This is a genomic window from Bradyrhizobium sp. BR13661 (assembly GCF_029892425.1).
GTDB lineage: Bacteria > Pseudomonadota > Alphaproteobacteria > Rhizobiales > Xanthobacteraceae > Bradyrhizobium.
Map to the genome: position 1 here is coordinate 13,568 of NZ_JARXWB010000010.1, position 18,426 is coordinate 31,993.

8 protein-coding genes are annotated in these 18,426 nt (G+C 59.7%); 5 read left to right on the top strand and 3 right to left on the bottom strand.

Going from position 1 to position 18,426, the window contains the following annotated elements; translation table 11 throughout:
- The first annotated feature begins 90 nt into the window (after positions 1-90).
- Genes M2427_RS17860 through M2427_RS17880 form a run of 5 tightly spaced genes read left to right on the top strand, consistent with a single transcriptional unit; the run spans position 91 to position 11,659 of the window.
- Complete coding sequence (locus tag M2427_RS17860) at positions 91-1,719, top strand: N-6 DNA methylase (RefSeq protein ID WP_280707801.1); 1,629 nt, start codon at positions 91-93, stop codon at positions 1,717-1,719.
- Entirely contained in the window at positions 1,716-4,481 is a 2,766-nt protein-coding gene (locus M2427_RS17865; RefSeq protein ID WP_280707802.1) for a hypothetical protein, read from the top strand. Before M2427_RS17860 ends, M2427_RS17865 begins: the two co-directional genes overlap by 4 nt.
- Positions 4,468-8,841 carry a helicase-related protein gene (locus M2427_RS17870; protein ID WP_280707803.1) on the top strand — a complete coding sequence of 1,458 codons (4,374 nt, stop codon included), beginning with the start codon at positions 4,468-4,470 and terminating at the stop codon, positions 8,839-8,841. Before M2427_RS17865 ends, M2427_RS17870 begins: the two co-directional genes overlap by 14 nt.
- Complete coding sequence (locus M2427_RS17875) at positions 8,841-11,096, top strand: hypothetical protein (RefSeq protein WP_280707804.1); 2,256 nt, start codon at positions 8,841-8,843, stop codon at positions 11,094-11,096. Before M2427_RS17870 ends, M2427_RS17875 begins: the two co-directional genes overlap by 1 nt.
- On the top strand, positions 11,093-11,659 hold the full coding sequence (locus M2427_RS17880; protein ID WP_280707805.1) for a phospholipase D-like domain-containing protein: 567 nt from the start codon (positions 11,093-11,095) through the stop codon (positions 11,657-11,659). The genes M2427_RS17875 and M2427_RS17880 overlap by 4 nt, the downstream gene beginning before the upstream one ends.
- 20 nt (positions 11,660-11,679) lie before the next feature.
- Here the strand turns inward: M2427_RS17880 and M2427_RS17885 are convergent, their stop codons facing one another.
- From M2427_RS17885 to M2427_RS17895, 3 genes are all read right to left on the bottom strand, one after another.
- Positions 11,680-12,528, bottom strand: a complete 849-nt coding sequence (locus M2427_RS17885; RefSeq protein ID WP_280707806.1) for a hypothetical protein — start codon at positions 12,526-12,528, stop codon at positions 11,680-11,682.
- Between the two features lie 258 nt (positions 12,529-12,786).
- Positions 12,787-12,951 (bottom strand): hypothetical protein, encoded by a 165-nt coding sequence (locus M2427_RS17890; protein ID WP_280707808.1) that lies wholly within the window; start codon positions 12,949-12,951, stop codon positions 12,787-12,789.
- 35 nt (positions 12,952-12,986) lie between these two features.
- Positions 12,987-18,326 (bottom strand): hypothetical protein, encoded by a 5,340-nt coding sequence (locus tag M2427_RS17895; RefSeq protein ID WP_280707810.1) that lies wholly within the window; start codon positions 18,324-18,326, stop codon positions 12,987-12,989.
- Between the last annotated feature and the right edge of the window lie 100 nt (positions 18,327-18,426).

Below are 18,426 nucleotides of genomic sequence, written 5' to 3' on the forward strand. Positions count from 1 at the left end.
TGCACTACCATGAGTTATCCGGTTGACGGTTGAACAACCGGCGACGGGGCAAAACCGTTTAATTATCTGAATTGCGCGTCAGGGGGAGGCGTGGGCGTTCAAGCAAAGATCATCTATGCCCGCGAGCTATTGATATTGGCTCGCAAGGCAGCGTCCACAGAAGTGCGTGCCGACGAACTTTCATCAATAAAGCGCGTGCGCTTGTGCCTTGGCTTGCTTGACGGCTTGCCGAGCAACGGGCTTTTGGGCGAGTTCGCGGCGCGGCTGGCCAGGCTCGGTGTCGACCAAAAGCATTATTGGGTCGGGACATTTTATACCCTGCTCTTGTCACCCGCCGCTCGGCGAGCGCAGGCAACCTATTTTACTCCACCCAATCTCTCAAAGGCTCTTATTCGCCTCGCGCGCAATGAAGGGTTCGATCCTTTGCGACACGCCGCGATTGATCCAGCCGCCGGCGGGGCCGCATTCCTTTCGACGCTCGCGGGCGAAATGCGGGAACTTGGTGCCTCGCCAAGAGATATCTTGCAGCGCTTGCATGGCATCGAGATTGACCGCGGGCTGGCTCGCGTCTCGGAAGCCCTGATTGCCGATCGCATCAACGGCACCATCCCTTCGGGATCCGTCGTGGAGGTTCGCGACGCCCTCAAGGCGAGGCATACCAAGAACTACGATCTTGTCATTGCCAATCCGCCCTATGGCCGCATCTCGGTGGACGAGTTGCGTGATAAGGCGTGGGAGGATGTATGCCACCCAGGGCATATCAACAAATATGCTCTCTTCACCGAGCGCTGCTTTCGCTTGGCGAGGCCAAATGGACTCGTCGCACTCGTTCTTCCGTCCAGCTTCATCGCCGGGCCTCTCTACGGAAAATTACGAGCCTACATGCGGATGAAGGGAGAACTTCTCACGCTTGGCTCGGTCACGATGCGGAACGATGTCTTCGTCGATGTCCAGCAAGACGTATCAATTGTTGTGGCGCGTGTTGGAACACCGCATCGGGCGGAACGTGCCGTATCGTTCGGTAGCGTTACTGGCTTTGGCCCCTTTAAGCCGACCCTCGCGACAACGCTCCCGGCTAAACCCGAGGAGGCATGGACGTCTGCCGGGAAGGAGCCAGGCGTAACATTTGGTGGCGCTACACTTACCGATTACTGCGCTAGCCTGCGCGTCGGATACTTCGTGTGGAACCGCCAGCTTGAACGCATGTCGAAACGGCGAAACGCAAAGCTCGACATGCCGCTCATATGGGCGCGCAATGTCCGTCCGGGCACATTCTGTTTGCCAAAAGCGAAGTCGGGTAAGGGCATCGACTTCGTGCGTTTTGAGGAAGAGTCCTCGGCCATCATCAGGCAGAACGCCATCATTTTGCAGCGGACCACAAACAACGCTCAATCACGCCGGCTCGTAGCGGCGCGCGTATCCCCAACCGTTCTGAAGAAATGGGGAGGCTTCGTTACAGAGAACCATACTCTTGTCGTGACGGCACCGAACATTGCAACGCTCAATACCCTTTGCTTTTTGCTTAACTCGGCTGCGGTGGACGCGCGGTATCGCCGATTGTCAGGCACGGCCAGCGTCTCTGCCAGCTTGCTACGCGACCTTGATCTCCCAACACCTCGAGCGTTAGCACAAGCGATCGATCGGCATGGCCTGTGTGAGGTAGCCATCGAACACGCTTACGCGGCGGGTGCACCGGCGAAAGCGACGTTAATCGCATGAAGACCGGCCGCTTCGATCCGAAACGCGATCCTCACTTGCGACACCCCTCGCACCGCGAACGTATCGAACAGGCCGCTTCAGCCCTTAAGCAGCAACTTGAATCGCGCTCGCGCCATTTAGCCGAGCGGGCGGCCAAGACAGAGGCCGAGCGTGCCGCCAATGCAGCACGGCCTAGACGTTCCGCTGCGGCTTATCGCGCGGCCCTCGCGGCCATTCCTCTTTCCCGTTCAGGCGAACCCGCGCGTCTTTCAATCAGCCCAACGTATCAGCGCCTCGTCGATATTGCCGTCCGCTGCATCGAAGACCGGAGCCGAGAACCCGTCCTATGCTGGCCCGAATTTGACGCATCGCCTGCAGCAATCGCCGCCTTCCTGACACTGGCAGACAACGCTGCGGCGGAACAGATAAAGCACGATAGTCTCGATGCCAGGGCACCACCACTCGGCCTGCGGGCTTTGATATTTCCCTACGCCAGCAGCGTTCATAGACCACTTCGAAAGCTCTACGTCGACAAGGACTCTCTGGGGCGCCTGCACACACAACACCAAGTGCGTGCTATGCGCCACGGCGAAGACCGCGCGTTGGCCGACTATCACAAGGCTCTCGCGCGCGTCAAAACGCTCACCGGAAGAGCGCTTGATGGGAATACTTACGACGAATTTCAGCATCCTTGCATGGACGAGATGCTGCCATCTGGCCCTTGCATTGGAGGCGATGGACGCAAGCAACTTCTGTGGCGTGTAAAGTCGAAGACTGACTTGCTGAAGATCAGCCGCTCGGGCGAGGCAGACGACCCGGCAAATGCCAAGTTCTACCTGTTCGGATTGAGGGCCAACGACAACATAGCAGCGTCGCTCAAATCACTGCCCAAAAAGCTCGACATCGTTTTTCTCGACCTTGCTCAGGCTGGACGCAATCGGCTCGGACGCGATTGGGCAGCGCGCGTTCAAAACTTCCTTGCCGAACTGGACCGAACCGTTGGCGCAGTCGCTATTCTCGCCCTCACGGATGATCCTTGGACATTCGACAAGCTTCGTTTTGAAACTCTTCGCGGCCCGGTGTCCAGCAAGAGCCGCTCGAAGCCGGCACCATACGAAATTATCTTTGGTCAGGCGTCTGATCTCGTCGTCTCTGATACTTCTGCAAATGTCAACTACACCCCCGTCGTCAAACAGGATACCATCGGCTTCTCAGGTGAAGTTGAAACGTTGTTACGGAGAATTCGAGCGAACGCACGCGCAGCGTCCGATCTTGGTGACAGCGTTGCGACCGAATTATTGTACCGCCTGAGCGGCATCCTGCGGCGCTGCGCATCCTTGCCTGGTTCGCGAAGCGACTTTTCCGCCTACGTTGAAATGGAAGCCGGTAGCTGGGCGGCGGCCGACCTTCTGGCCTCGTATCGGGCAGGTGGTGTAATCGCCGAAATCAGGGCCAATATCGGTCCTTGGGCACAGCAGCACCATGCCGACCTCACGGATCTCTGTGCCAGTGTCGAACGCGTTTGGGCCAACACCGCGCAGCTCACGCCGATGGCGCCCTTGCTTCGTGATGTTGTGAAGCGATTTGAGCGCGCGAGCTCGCGTACTGCCATCCTGTTTCGCAATGACATGCTCAGCGACTTTGCCTCCTTCGTACTCCGCAAAGATGAAGAGATCGGCGCGAACATCGACGCACGAATTGAAAAGAACATGCTGCTTTTCCTCGACAAGGAGTCCTTTGACGACTTGGCGAAACTGCGAACAACCGAACGAAACCAGATAAAGACACTGATTTGTGTCGCGCCCACGCGTTCGCAAATTCTCGCGCTGTTAGCTCGTCCTTGGCTTCCGGATAGCCTCATAATCCTCGCAGACAGCGATACGCTTGCGAGCGCCGCGCGGGACGGCTCACGACTTCTGGCCTATCCGCAGTTGTCTGCGATCCATAAACGGGTTTCCGTCTTCGTGGAGAAGGCAGGCAAAGCCGTACACCGTGAGGGCGGCGAGGCCGATCCCACCCGGGGGGCGCTGGACGAAGATATCGAGTTTCCTGCGAGCAGCGTGGTCAATCTCGCCGGAAATGTACGCCCCAACCAACCAACGATCCGGCTTCGCCTCTCCGGGGATCAAGTCGTCATAGCCCGGCCCGGTACCAAGCTCATTCTCCTCGACCACTCGCGCGCGGTTCCGATTTTCACCGAGTGCGATGCGAAAGACGTTGACGTGGGTGAACGCGTTTGCGTCATCGGCGACGCCTTCCTGGAAATGGCTCGCCCCCTGCTCAATATCACCGCCCGGGCGGCCGAAGAGATACGGGACTATCACAACGTGGTGCTGGAGCGTTTCTCCCGGCTTCAGGGAGCGTCGGATCACGACAAGCTCGTCTCCTTAGTCACCGCAATGGGTCTTCCTACCGTCACGGTTCAGCGTGCCGGCTACTGGATCGACCTCCGCGACCAGCTATGCGTTCCGTTGCACGAGGTGGTGCCCCATGCGCCTCGCGAACGACCGACCTTCATGGCTTTTATGGCGGCGCTCGGCCTCAGTGAGGCGATCGCCGCTCGCTTTTGGACATGGGCGGTAATCGCTCAGCGGACGAGCCGGCTCCGCGCTGCGATTAGCTTCCACGATGCTTACCGAACGATCCTGATCGACACTTACGCTGCGCAGTCGAGCAATCCAGAGCGAGCAAGGGAAATTCGCAGACTAAAGGCCGCGGCTCAGGATTTCGTCGCGGTGGTGCAGGAAAAGACCGAACAGCGAGGCGAACGTGATCGGGCTTAGCGCAGCGCAATTGTCATCCATTTCGCAAGAGCTCAAGGAGGGTGTTTGCAACGCCCTCGTTAACATGACGATTGCGCGAGTGTCGGGAAGCGATAACGAAGGCCGCATCCTTTATGGGAGATCGCCACGGCGCGCCATCGTGTCCGGCCAATTGTTGCCCCGCTTCGATCCCACTGGCCAGGACGATGAGACCTCCGATATTCGCATTGCTGCTTCAGGCCTCGACTTTCATATTAGCGCTCAGGCCGCTGGGCAATCGACAATAGTTCCATCGTTCTCTGTCTACATACGTGTGCTTCCTGACTGGAACGAGCTGGCAGACGAAGCGCTTGGGCTCGATGTGGATTTCAAGCTACGCCGCGCTGTTCAAGATTCGATTGACAACCGCTTCCGCCAACTACGTACCGAGCGCTTCACAGCCGCCCGCGTCGCCACGCCAGATTGGCCAAATCTCAACCCCGAGCAGCGCCAACGTATATATCAACAGCGGCAAGCGATCCTCGAAGAGGTTCGGCGGCAAGCCTATCGCGAGCAGGGCATCGAGCTTGAACCCGGTGATGAAGCGTTACTGAATGTCGATGGCCCTGTTGCCGCAAACCTACCAGCCCCCAACCCAGGACCTCAAGATCCACAGGCCGATGAGACGGACGATCAAAATGCCCAGCTCCGCATCGGCCGGCTCGTGCAGCGCGGCCGATCGGTTCCGTTCGCGCTCCTGGAACCGGTAGCCGCTCCTCCTAAATGGCGCAGGATTGATCTCACCTTCACGCCCTTTGTTTGGCAATTCCATGCGGATGCCCCGCAACTAGCAACACAGGTCGCCGACTATTCTCGAACGATGCGCGATAGCGCACTTCAGCAAGTTACTGACTGGATTACCTCTCCTGAAGGATTGGCCCAAATCTGGCGTGACGTTCGGGTCCAGCCGCAGGATGTGATCTCAGAAGCTGCTTGGAATGCGTTCAGGTATCGCGCGGCCCAAACGCCTCCGTCTTTACCTGACGTGCTTCCGGCCATCGGCGGTGTGGCCCTTCAACTCGACCGAACGCCGGACTTTGTCGATCCCACGCGGGTTGCCGTGCGCGTGATGCTCGACAATAGCTCTCCAGAGCTTTCACGTCGCGACGCACTCACGCGTTGCGAAGTTATCTTCATCACGCAACTTACCGTTACCTTGCCGGCTGCGGTCCACCGACCATTGCGCCTAGATCGGGTCGAGCCCTCGTATCGGTTCCGGCATTTCATGCACTATGCCGCTATTGGCTTGAATTGCGGCGTTGCGAGTCAACAGACGGGTGAGGTTCTAACGTTACGCACGACATGGTCACCTCGGTTCGTCCAGCCCCGAATTGTCCCTCGCGCGCCCAACGCGCCTGTTGCCTTCGCCGAGCTGGCTGCAGAGGACCGTACCGTCGCAGATCTCCTCGCCATTCCCCAAGCTTACATAGCCTGGATTGCTCAGGAAGAGGCGAGGCTGAGGACAGCCGTGCGCGAAGGCTTAACCCTGGCCGAGGCGAGTATTGAAACTGATCGCCTTGAGCAGGACTTGCGGGATCAACGCCGCGAAGCGGGATATATCGAGCGTGGCATTCGTTTACTTAGTCAGTCGCAAGAGGCGTATCGCTCCCTCACATCGGTCAGCGCTCCGCAGCGCGCCACCTTGGAACGACGGGCCGCGCCTTATCGCGCTTGGTTGATGATGAACGAAAGCTTCCTCAACCGCGACAATCGCGATCCGCGGCGAGGATGGCGGCTCTTTCAACTCGCCTTCATTCTGGCGCATGTTCCCACATTCGCCTCGCGCATGGAGGAATACCGGGATTCGTTCGATCCTCTACTCGATGAAGCGGCAGCCAGCCTCCTCTATTTCCCTACGGGTGGCGGAAAGTCAGAAGCTTTCTATGGAACATTGATCTTCGCAATGTTCCTCGACCGACTTCGCGGTAAATCCCGCGGCGTCTCTGCAATGATCCGCTATCCGCTCCGTTTGCTCACGCTCCAGCAAGGGCAGCGGCTCTTGCGTCTTGTGACCGCTGCCGAGCTTGTGCGGATCAATCGCGGCATTGGCGGCTGGCCGTTCGAAATTGGTTTTTGGGTTGGTGGCAATAACACGCCCAATCGTTATTCCTACGTTCCTGCAATCGTGCCTCGCGCAGGTGATGCCGACCATCCAGATGACCAGCAGCTTGAAGAAGAGGCTAACGTAGTCGATCCCGAAGCGCAGCGTGCCGCCGCGCGCTATCGCGAATTCCGCGCCGCCTTCAATAAGGTCCCAAATTGCCCTTGTTGCGGCGGCGCGACCGGCTTGCGCCGCTTTGAAGGTGAAGGCACGACAGCGCGGCGATTAGGCATTGTCTGCTTTGACGCTCGGTGCGCCTTCAACCGTGCGCACACCACCAGGACTCCACTACCTTTCCTACTGACCGACGACACAATCTACGCAAGGGCGCCCTCGATCGTCCTTGGGACGATCGACAAACTGGCGATGCTTGGTCAACGGACGACCACCATCCGTCAACTTATTGGGATGTTCGGGCTTGCTCGTGGCATTGGGCCCTCCGGCCACCTTACGTCGCCTGCCAACGAGGGCGATATTTCTGCATGGCTTACCGGCGATGGTTATCAGCCGGTCTTTCCGGCGTTTCGCCAGGGGCAGCGCGTCTTCTTCGACCCGTTCCCATCTCTCATCATTCAGGACGAAGCACATCTCCTCGAAGAGAGCCTCGGCACCTTCAGCGGCCTCTTCGACAGCTTGCTCGAAGAGGTGTTCACCGAGATCGACCAATTGGCCGGCGAGGAACTAAATGTTTCCCGTGTTCGGCAGGGAGGCGGCACCGGCCGCCCTCGGACCCCGAAAGTGATCGCGGCGACCGCCACCATCTCAAACCCCGATCGGCAGCTCGAAGTACTTTATCAACGGCTTCCGCTGCGCTTTCCTTGTCAAGGCCCAGATATTTATCGATCATTCTTTGCGGAGCCTGCCCCGGCGCCCGCGGAGAATCCGGCACGCGCGGCACTCGAACAGACCATTCCACTCTATGAAATACCCGAGCGGACTTCACCGTGGATGCGGCTATTTGTGTCGGTGATGACCAACGATGCCACGCACACCGTGACGGCCGTAGCCGTTTTGAGTGCCTACCACTCGATTATCACCGACATTTGGCGTCGCTTGCTCGATCCCGCGACACGCCAGGCGACGGCCGGCGATTTAGCAAGCTTCCAAGGAAACGACGAGGGAAATGCTTGGCGAAGAGACGCGATCCGTAGGGCAGTGCAAGCCTGCCGCGAGAACGATCTTTTCGCACTCATCGACCTTCACCGCATCGCTTTGGCTTACGTGACTAATAAGAAGGGCGGCGACCAAGTTATGGATGCCTTGGATGCCGCGGTACGGCTCCGCCATCGTACGCGGCACCAGCCATTGGATGGATTCGTGAGCCGCCTGATTTCGGGCGGCATCGATATGAAAGAGATACAGGAAATTATGGTGGAGGCAGAGGCCGGGAATCCCGGTCAGGCGTACCCACCGCTCGATACGCAGCTTCGAAGCGTGGTTGCCACCTCCGCCATAAGCCATGGCGTTGACGTTGACCGCTTCAACAGCATGTTCTTCGCCGGCCTCCCCTCGGATATTGCCGAATATATACAGGCATCAAGCCGCGTGGGGAGAACGCATGTCGGATTCGTAATGCTGATGCCAACACCGCAAAGCAGGCGTGACCGGTACGTTGTGGAAACTCATGACATCTTCCATCGCTTCCTTGAGCGGATGATTGCACCGCCTGCTGTCGAGCGCTGGGCCGAAAATGCGATCCGCCGCGTCATGGCCTCGTTGATTCAGACATGGGCCATCATGCGGGAAAACCAATCCTTCATTCGCGCAACTGACGCGGCAAAGGCCCGCACGGACTGCTTTGAGACGATTAGCCCAATTCGGACGCTGATCCGTACCGATCCCACTGGCCTCGCGGTAGAGTTGGGTAACTTCGTGCTGCGCGCCATAGGCTTCCAAGGACGGGGGCAGGACGCGCTCGGCCGTCCGATCTATTCAGAATTGTACCGGGCGCTCGTGGAGCAAGAGATCGGGCGCTTCGTATCCAGCGTGCGGAATTTCGATACACCGCTTCGGCTCTACGAGTACTGGGAAGACTCGGCTGCCGCATTCAAGCCACCCATGACTTCCTTGCGGGATGTGGATGAAGCTGGCGTGATCGCGGCAGCCAGCTTCGATGCGCGCATCACGCAAGGTCGTCGAACAATCGACCAAGACGACTTGGTTCGGGTCATGCGTGCCATTCGCCAGCAGCGAGGAAGCGTTGCTGAAACCGATGTCGATACACCGGCGAGGACACCTTGATGACGAATGGCGGGCGAAAACAGGGAAGCGGGCCGAGAGACTGGCGCAACCGACCACGCGCGGCTGTACCGCAGCCGCGCGGTGATGATGAGGCCGATGGAGAACGCCGCCAACGGCCTCCAGTGATGTTTCGATCGCGCACGCAACTCGCGACGACCTACGCGCCCGGCGTCCTTTTCACTTGGGAAGGTGCTAAGGGAATTTGCAGGGCGGTGCCCATCGATCGCGGCGAGGCTCAAGTTTCCGACGCCACGCGCCTTCTAATCTTCGACGGCATGAAGGAGATCGCCTCGACGTGGTTTGCCCGGGCCTCCGGCCTAAGAGCGCCCGTGGCCGTTCCGATCGAACTCATTCTCGATGATGTCTTCTACGACCGCAACGCCCAGATTGTTGACCGCGACTGGGGACGGATCTTCCAGCTCTGCGATCCTGGCACCATGGGCTATATCCCTTACCCCCTTGTCTATCGGTGTGGGGTATGCGGTCACGTTCGCCAGTACGACACTATTGCCGATCAAGCACACCATCCTCTGCCCGCGCGATGCGGCAACCACGAGGCCCGATGGTCGCAAATTGACGTCGTCTATGTCCATTGGTCCGGGCATCTTGAGCCGCTCAGTCCATACCGCAACAATTACGATCCAAACCGCCGACGTGTCACGCGACTGACGACATGTACGTGCGGCGGGCAAGACTTCTCCTTGAATAGCCACACGCCAGTCTTCTCCGATTGGCACTTCGTCTGCGAAAGTTGCAAGTCGCATCGTGACCTTAAGCAGCCCGATCCTTTAACATTGGAGCTCCTTGAGCGAGAGCGACAGACTACCGGGCGGAACTTCGAGCGCATCGAAGTCAACATGTTGCCGGTCTCCTACCGCGCCAATTCTGCCTTCTATCCGCAGAAGGGCACGTTCATCGAATTTCGCGATCGCCGTGTTGTCGAACTTTTGCTTCCGCAACGTCAGCCTGATCTGCTTCTGCGCTTGGCCGAAATCCATCGCATCCCCTTCGCTCTGCCGTCAGGTGAGCAAATTCGAGCGGCTTTGGATGCTGCCGGCCGTATCGCCGAGTGGGATGACTACACGGATCACCGCGAAATGGCCGAACGGGCGGCCGGCCGAGGTCAAACGGATCGCGCAGACACATTATTGCGCGAGGCCGAAGCGATCCGAGAAGCATGGTACACCTCGAGCATCGTCGAGCGTGGCCAGGTTCAGAGCCCGGCCCTCGCTGCCGCAGTGGCGCAACGAGGCGAGTGGGCACGTCGTTTTGATCCCATTCGGCTGACCATCGAACATGACCGCTTTCTTGCGGAGCACATTCACGAGCGCCGCGCGCAACACGAATCCATTGACGTCATGGAGCCAGACCGTCTCATCTGCGATGCCGTCGGCGACCCGGTTCGATTGGGCCAATACCAGACCGCGACAAGGAACCTGTTCCGGCGCATCGGGCTCGATCAGATCGTCTTGATCCGCGGGTTGCCAATTTGCGAGTTCAGTTTTGGATTTACCCGCGTTTCTTCCACCCCGATCTATTATCGCGAGTTCAATGGTCGCAGGGTTCCGATGCCGGTCAGGCTGAATGCTTTTCCCGAGCTCCCAAACAGCCGTCGGCCGATCTACGTCACGCAACAGCGGAACGAGGCGCTGTATTTCAAGGTCGACGAGAACCGGGTCAGGCGCTGGCTTGCCGCCAACGGCATACCAGACGCTGACAACGAGCCCGGAAAAACGCTTGGCGCCATTTATCTCGAGCATTACGCCGATTTCGGCGCGTTCCTCGACGAGTTCAAGGAGCGCGAAGGTCGCGGCCAGGCACCACGCTCCATCACAGCATTCGTCTATTTGCTTCTCCACAGCCTAGCCCACCAGGTGATGCACGCGCTCGCCGACGTTTCTGGCCTTGATCGAGACGGACTTGGTGAGCACATCTTTCCGGCCGATCTTGCCTTTGCTGTGTACCGAAAGGGCATGACGCCTGACCTCGGTAACATCTCCGCCATGTGGCGCAACCACGCGCAGGACTTTCTGCATCGGTTGCTCGATCAAAGGCTGTTGAGGTGCGGCTCTGGATCGTTGTGTGACACGCGCGGCGGAGCTTGTCCCGCCTGCATCATGGTATCGGAAGTGACATGCCTTGGCGGTAATCAACTCCTTTCGCGCTCAGCCCTGAAAGGCGGGCCGGCGCCAAATTGGGAGCCGCAGGGCAGTCCGCCCGTGGTTGGCTTCTTCGATCCGGGTTTGGCTCCGTGACTGACTCCTTGATCGCTCCATCAGCCAAAGCCCGTTTTGTGGTGACGTTACCGCCCGAGCCGAGCCGTGTTGGTGAGCAATTGCAAAAGCTGGCAGGAGCTTCCTTTACGACCCTTACCGATACGCGAGACGCGTTCCTTCACCTCGCTCGGCGCGCGCGCCAACGACTGGCAATCATAACGCCATACATTGATGTTCTGGGTGCGGCTTGGGCCGCTGATTTGTTCGAGGCGACCCAAGCCGCCAACAGGATACTTGTATTGCGCGGAAGCGCTCAGATCGATGCTTGCGGACAGCCTGGAGATCGCCTGCGACGCTCTGCAAGCCAGATTTTCGACTATTCACTTGCCAGCACCTTCGCTAATGGCCAGCCCTACACCGAAACTTTTCACGCCAAGATCGTATTGGCGGATGGCGCCGCCGCTTATGTCGGTTCCGCCAATTTCCTCTACCGTTCGCGCGAAATGAATCTTGAGTGCGGGTTTCTGATGGAAGGCGATGCCGTCGCGCCGGTGGCCGTGCTCGTTGATGCTTTATTGAACGTTTTTTCCAAGCAGACGTGATCGCCGCTTTGTAGCCGGGCTTACTTGCGCAACCGATGCTCTACGACAAAGGCCTCGTTGCTGAGCTTGATAAGCAACCTATACCACCGACATAGCTCATCGATCACCGCGCCAAGGCGCTCCTTCTGCAGACGGCGATGGTTACTCGCCGCTTCCTGAAGCAGGTTAAAATCCAGATCGTGTGCCGCTTTCGTTATAGGCTTTGCGAGGTCACTCCGCTCGCGGCGAGCTGCTTCGGTTGCAAGCTCATGAATCATTTCATTCCGCCGCTTGCGTAATTCCTCGACCTGCTCCGCTAGGGGCAGAAGCGTCGATAAACTCGACGCGACATCCTGCCGTCCGCTTAACAATTGCAGCGCTTCTACGAACACGGTCTTGAACCTGCCTCGCGGTTCGATGCCGAATTGCCCCTGCCGGTCATACCGATCGCGAGTCTTGTCAAACACCGCCATGATGAAGAAATCACGCATGCGATCTGATGCCGTCGAGAGATAAATTAATGCGCCAGCCCGGTGCAGCTCGAAAATCGTTTCGTCGCTGAATGTCTTCCCTTGCGCCAAAGATACCTGGCTAAGCACAAAACCGATTGACAGCCGCGCCCAGGCCATCAACCCCTCGAAGTCGGTGCCGGATACCATAAGGGATTGCTGCCGCTCGGATGGTGCAGGAGGCGGTGGCACACCGTCTCGAGTCGAATGCGTCCAAAAGAACCGCTCGTCGCTAACCGGCGGCTCGACTTGCCACATGGCGTAACCGATAAAATCCGGATCGGCCGTATTTTCATCGACCCATCCATAGGAGCTCAGGGGCCACAGTTTGGCTTCGTTGAGCCGCCGTTCAATCTCGCGTTCTGGATTGTCATCGGTCATAATGCGACCTCGCCAAGCGAAGCATGCCTTAGAAATTACGATTCATTTTGTAATATCAGCCGATTACGCAACGCAACGGCAAATTCAGCCGATGTTGAGAGATCGCCTTGCTGCACGCATAATCATGCAACGGTCGAATCCCGTTTTCGGGCGTTCCGCTTAGCTCCGACAAGCATGATATCGCCGACGCTCAACCTCAAGCAAACGAAGCCGCACCCAATCCATTTCCGACCGGCGGCGAGCGGGTGCGGGCAGATTTCACGTGCACACTATCTGCGCGATGATGTGGCGGTGTCCGCCGCCCTCGGCGGCAATGATAGGGCCATCCGTGAACTCCCGCTCGATGACTGCCGACCAGTTGTGGGTGCGCAGCTTCTCGAGGAATTTCGGTTCGGCGTCTCTGCGAGGGATATCCATGCGCATCCTTTGTCCGGAATCAGAGGCCTGCATTGCCATGCTCAAGCGGTCGCCGAACCGACCACATGATCGCGAAGCGCTATGGCGGCGTGACTCCCCCGGGAAACGACGGTTGCCAGCAACGCGCGAAAATCCCTCTCAAGATCGGGATCGGCGGAAATCTGCTGGCCTTTGCGCTCCCAACAGGTCCGCAGGAACGGGATCAGATTTCCTTCAAGACCATCCCGCCAGTCATAGGAATCGAAAGTCGGGACAACCGGCGCCAGCCACCTGATTGCGGGAACAAGCAGACCGACGGCTGCGGGCTGCATGAGCCAGTAGAGAAAACCGGAAACCAGTCTCGACTTCTTGAACCACCGGCCGGCAGCCCTCGCGAACAGACCTTCCATGCCAGAAAGCGCGGCGGCGAATTCCGGCCTTTCGCCGATCTTGTTGATCCTGGTCCCGAGGCCGAGGAGCCAGAAAACGGCGTCATCGAGCTCATAGGACCGGCCTGTCGCGGGATCCCATGCCGGGCTTTGCAGGGCGTGCTCGATCATCACGCTCCAGATCTCCGTGAAGCGCTCGGGGGTCTGCGCGGCTCGGACACCGACCGTAAACCACTCCCAGAAAAAGCGTTCGATCCATTGGTGGGCTGGCGGACCGCGATCAAGGATGGGCTGCCATAACGTGCGATGGTCTTCGGCGGCCGTCATGCTAGGGATTGTTCGGGCCACGACGCCATAGACCCAGGCATCGAACTCGTCCGCATGATCTTCGGTTCGCTGCCGCCGGGGATCGTTGATCTTGGGGATCAGGCCCAGCGTGATGTCGAGAAAAGTCCGAACGAGCCCGAGCCACTTGGCCCTCTCGTCTGGCCGCGCCGCCTCGAGGTCCAGCCAGGCGAAAGCTGCCGAAAGAACGCGAGTATCGACGCTGAGCCGCCCGCGATGAAGGGTTTCGACTTCGCTGCCGGGGCGGCGCGTGCTGCGCTCGCGGCGACGCATACGCGTCGACTCGGGGAATTGGCGCGCGCGCATGGCCTCGATCTCCCTCTCGGCCTGCGCGCTCAATTCGAGGATATCGGGCAGCTCAGTCGGCAACCGTTGATCGACAAATTCCTCGATCAGCGCTTCTTTGCCAGCATGATCGTCCTCAGCATCGGTATCGATCCTTAACCTCTGCGCGAGGTTGAGCGCGGGACGCTGGGCGGCCCACCGGACGGCCAAAGACAGCATGCGATCGAAGTCTTCGCCGAGTTGCTCGCGGCGTTGAGAAGCGCGGACCAGCGTCCTACTTGTCGTGGTGTAATGGAAGGAGAGTACGCCGCCCGCCACAAGGCAGCGAGCCAAGGCATCGTCCCGGTCATGCGCAAGAAGCGCAACGCCGGCCTCGCCCGCGAAGGAATCCCATTTCCGGTCGCCGTCGGCAGTTGCGGAATCGAACCGGAGCGGCGCAGGCGGCTGACGGACCATCGATTCCAGTTTGGCGCGACACCAAGCCATGCGTTCCGGATCGGCCGCGAGCCAGTCGTGATGTTTGATCACCAGCACGGCAATCGCGCCGCAGAGCAAATCCTCGATTCGGTGCAGCGGATCGCCGTCGTTGGCAAGCCTCGGCGCGTGATCTTCAAGGCCCTGCACGAATTCCCAAAACTGAGGAAGCTGGTCCTGCGGAAAACGCTGATCGGAATCGAGCAATCGCCGCATTTGGAAGGGAAAGTTGGTGATCGTCTGGTCCGTGGCGATCCGCTGAAGGTCTTCTTCATTCTTCTGCTTGACCTCTTCCGACCAGTCGAAGCTGACGGCCACGCGCTTTCCGTCGCGTGTCTCGAAGCTGTAGTTGTCGGGATTGAGGCGTTCGCTCAGCAGACGAAGGGCTTCTGGCGTTTCCTCGCCGTTGAGGTCGGAAACCCATCCCGCCCGCAATTGCGCAAGAAAGGCCCGTTCTGCTTCGTCAGCGATCAGCGTTTCGACGATGCCGCCGCCGATATAGAGCAACAAGTCCTGCCGATGAGGCATTCGATACCACGCGCGGCCAAGATCGATCATGGGACGGGGCTGGTTCGCCCAGAGCCCCATGGCATCGGAACCGCCCGATCTCCGTAACGCGGAGATTTGGCGGTCCCAATCGAGAAACAGCCAGTTCTGGAGAAGCGGCTTGAGGATACCGGCGAACAGCGCGGGGCGGTATTTCCCCACATCGAAAAGAAGGCCGGCAAAGGCAAGCGACTCGCTCTCCCGCAGGATGCGGCTGATCCACGGGGCGATATCTTCGCCACGGTCGATCTTCTCGTAGAGCCAGCGCTCCACCGCCATCAGCACGCAGTGAACCGTCGAGCCGAACGTGATCGGCCAATCGTGATGCCAGCGAAAGACGTTCGGATCGCCGCACCAGAGGCGAGCTTCGTTTCCGATGTGAACCGTGAGGCCGTGGCCTTCACAAAACTGTCGGGATGCGAAATTGACGAGCCGCAGCGCGAAAGACAGTCCCTGATCCGGCGCCTCCTTGAGAAACTGAAGGAAAGGTCCGCGACAGTACAATGGAGGATCGCCGCCATCCCAGTGATCGAGACCGGTCTCGGGCATCGAGCTGCGACCGAAGTCCTCATGCTGCGGCGGTTCGATGCAGACCGCCAACAAGACCTCGAGCGCAGCGTCCGGCCTTGCGCGCACGAGCGCCGGAAAGGCCGCAGTGTCGAGACATGCCTCTTGAAATGCATTCTGCACGCCATCGCGCGGGCCATCTGGCCAAGGATCACGCAGTTCGCCGCGAGGGAAAGTCGGAGGAAACGGCCGCCGCTCCCGCCTTTCCGGATTCGCCTCAAGGAATTGGCGTCGTTGCTCGCGCTGTCGTTCATGCGCCTGTTCGACCCGAGCCCTGATTGCTGGATCGAGATCGTGCCTCTCCGCGAGTTCAAGACAAAGCTGCGCGACTTCATCCGGCATTTCAGGTGCGGCGGACAACACGGCCTCATACACAGTCTTGTCGTGGCCGTCGGAATAATAGTTGCCCTCGGCATTGAGCGCCTGGACCTCGCGGCCGATGGCCAAGGCGAGCTCGGCGGCCTGCCGTCGCCATGGCATTGGCTGTCCCTCGCCTAGCTCGACGGGGACTGACTTCAGCCACAGTGCACAAAGCTTGGCCGCTGCATGCGGAACAAGCCGCGCAACCTCGTCGCGATGGGCGTGGAGCACAGTCAGCATCGGTCCCCAATAGGGCCAATACGGCAGCCGGAATAGATGGTCCCATTCGCCCGCGTCCTCTGTGTCTGCCAACAGCGCGCCGACCCTCGGATCGGGCAGCGTCGCGGCAAACATGAAACGGCCGAGCATCAGCGCGAGAAGGCGACCGCGATTTGCCGTCAACGCCTCCCAACTACGCTGAAGCAGCGCGACTGCGTTCGTTGCGAGGAACAACGCCTCGATAAGTTGATCGCGGATGATCGCACATTCCTCAGTGCCATCTGCCAGACCCTCGACAGCTTGTCGCCAGCGGTCGGGGCCGTCGTCAGCCTGTTCGAGAAGCCTCTGCCCAAAGAGGCGCATAGCGCGATGCCAGCGGGGCAGCTTGGCACGGGCGCGGACAGAGGGCGCGGAAAGGCCCGGCTCGCCGACCAGGACGTGTAGGCGAGCCCAGTCGCCAAGCATGTCATGCGTGAAGCGCACGCGCTGGTCGCGGATGCGTACAAGATCGGAGGAAGTCAGGCTGCCCAGCGCAGCCTGCTCGCTTTGTTCCAATTGCATGCGCGGCACGCTGGCGAGAAGGGTGTCGCCTTCGAGCGTGCCGAGCCGCATGAGGAGATGTGAGCGGCTGAGCTGGTTAGTATCGCCTTCGACCCAGCGCTCCCATAGCGCGTCGACCAGATAGCTGACTCCAATGATCGACGCCGGATTGATCGCCTTACCGCTGCGCGCTGCCGCGACCAGCCAGTCGAGGATTTTCAGGTTCGTCAACAAGGGCCGAAGCTCGGGTCGCAACGATGCCCATTGCAACTCCGAGATCGGCGCGACGAGGCTTTCAACGTCGTCCGCCGATGGAAAATCGAGTGGCGTCGTTCGGTGCAAGGCTGGCGGCAGGCCGGCCTCGATGAAGCTCCGCATAAGTTTGGGCGCCGGCTCGATCTGGCTCGTGATAAGAAGATGGACGTGCTTCGGACCATTTTCAGCAAGCAGCGCCTGCATCCAGCGGTGCGCGAGGCGCTGCGCGCGCGGCGAGTAGCGTTCGAAGCTGTCGAAGACGACCAAGCACGGCTCGGGCGATGTAGACAGAATTTCGCAAAGCGGATGAGCGATACCGATGTCGCGATCGAACCCGGCTTCTGTGTCGCAGTCGATCGTAACCTCGGCAAGCCATACGCACCGGCCGTAGTCTGCCTTACCGATTTGCTTGGCCAAGGCGGACTTCCCACTGCCGGACTCGCCGACGAGAAAACATGCGCGATCCTGATTGAGGCAATCGAGGACCTTAGCGCGCGCGTCATCGCGCGGCAGTGGAGGCAACCCAGAGATCTGGCTGCGAATATCGGCCATAAGCTCCTGGCTTGAGCGGTTCAGGACTTCCCAGTCACGCCGATAGTCCGGACGGTCGCGCAGGTCGAATTCGTCACGCAGCTCCGCAAGCAAGCCCGCGAGGTCGAGCGATCCGCCTGCCCTGTGGGCGTCGGCAATGGCAACAAGGCGAGACCAGAGGCTCTTGGCCTCGTCGGCGTCGCCGGACCGCAAAACATTCTGGCAGTCGCGAAGCGCGTGGTCGTGATCTCGTGACGGCGTGGCCTCGAAGTCGAACCGCATCAATCGCACGTGGCAAAGGAGTTGCAACGCGGCGGCGTCGCTGGCGTCGCCTTCATTACGAAGCTCCTCGGGGCAACGCAGGCTCGCGAACAGTGCCCGCTGCAACGCGGAGGATTGCGAACCGTCGGCGGCTCCGGGCTCGACAAGCCGCGCGAGCATACGGTCGGACGTCGTGATCAAGGCGTCACTGATCAGGTTCGACCAGGCGTCTTCGACATCATGCGACAGGCTTCCGACCATTAGGGCAACAGCGTCGTCGCTGCCGCGAAGAACGCGCTGGGTCTTGATGCCAAACCATTGCGCCCAGGCGGTGGCAACGAAATCCGGAGGGAAGCCCGCGGCTGTAACTTGCCGATCGCTTTTGATCGAAATGCCGGCGGCGCGCCTACCGGCAGAAGCCGAGCACTCGATGACAAGATCGTCTGCAAGCCAGCCGAGGTCGCGTCCCTGCCACTGCACGCGGTCGATCTTGCCGAACTCCTCGCCGAGCGTGTTGGTCCCGGCCAAAAGATCGAGAAGAAAGCGCGCGGCAATGCAGTTCTCATTGCGGAAACCAGTTCCGGCAGTGAGCTGAACAGGGGCTCTCTTCTTCGGCGTGGCCTTCTTCATGGTGTGGTAGTCCGTGCAGCCGAGCTTCCTAGAACGTTTCGGGAACATCTGCAATGGGCCGGCGGACTTGCCCCCCAGTCTGAGTTTTCAGGCCCATGCT

Coding starts and splice junctions, on each gene's coding strand:
- M2427_RS17895 (WP_280707810.1), bottom strand. CDS start 18,326: ATGAAGAAGGCCACGCCGAAGAAGAGAGCCCCTGTTCAGCTCACTGCC.
- M2427_RS17865 (WP_280707802.1), top strand. CDS start 1,716: ATGAAGACCGGCCGCTTCGATCCGAAACGCGATCCTCACTTGCGACAC.
- M2427_RS17890 (WP_280707808.1), bottom strand. CDS start 12,951: ATGCGCATGGATATCCCTCGCAGAGACGCCGAACCGAAATTCCTCGAG.
- M2427_RS17885 (WP_280707806.1), bottom strand. CDS start 12,528: ATGACCGATGACAATCCAGAACGCGAGATTGAACGGCGGCTCAACGAA.
- M2427_RS17875 (WP_280707804.1), top strand. CDS start 8,841: ATGACGAATGGCGGGCGAAAACAGGGAAGCGGGCCGAGAGACTGGCGC.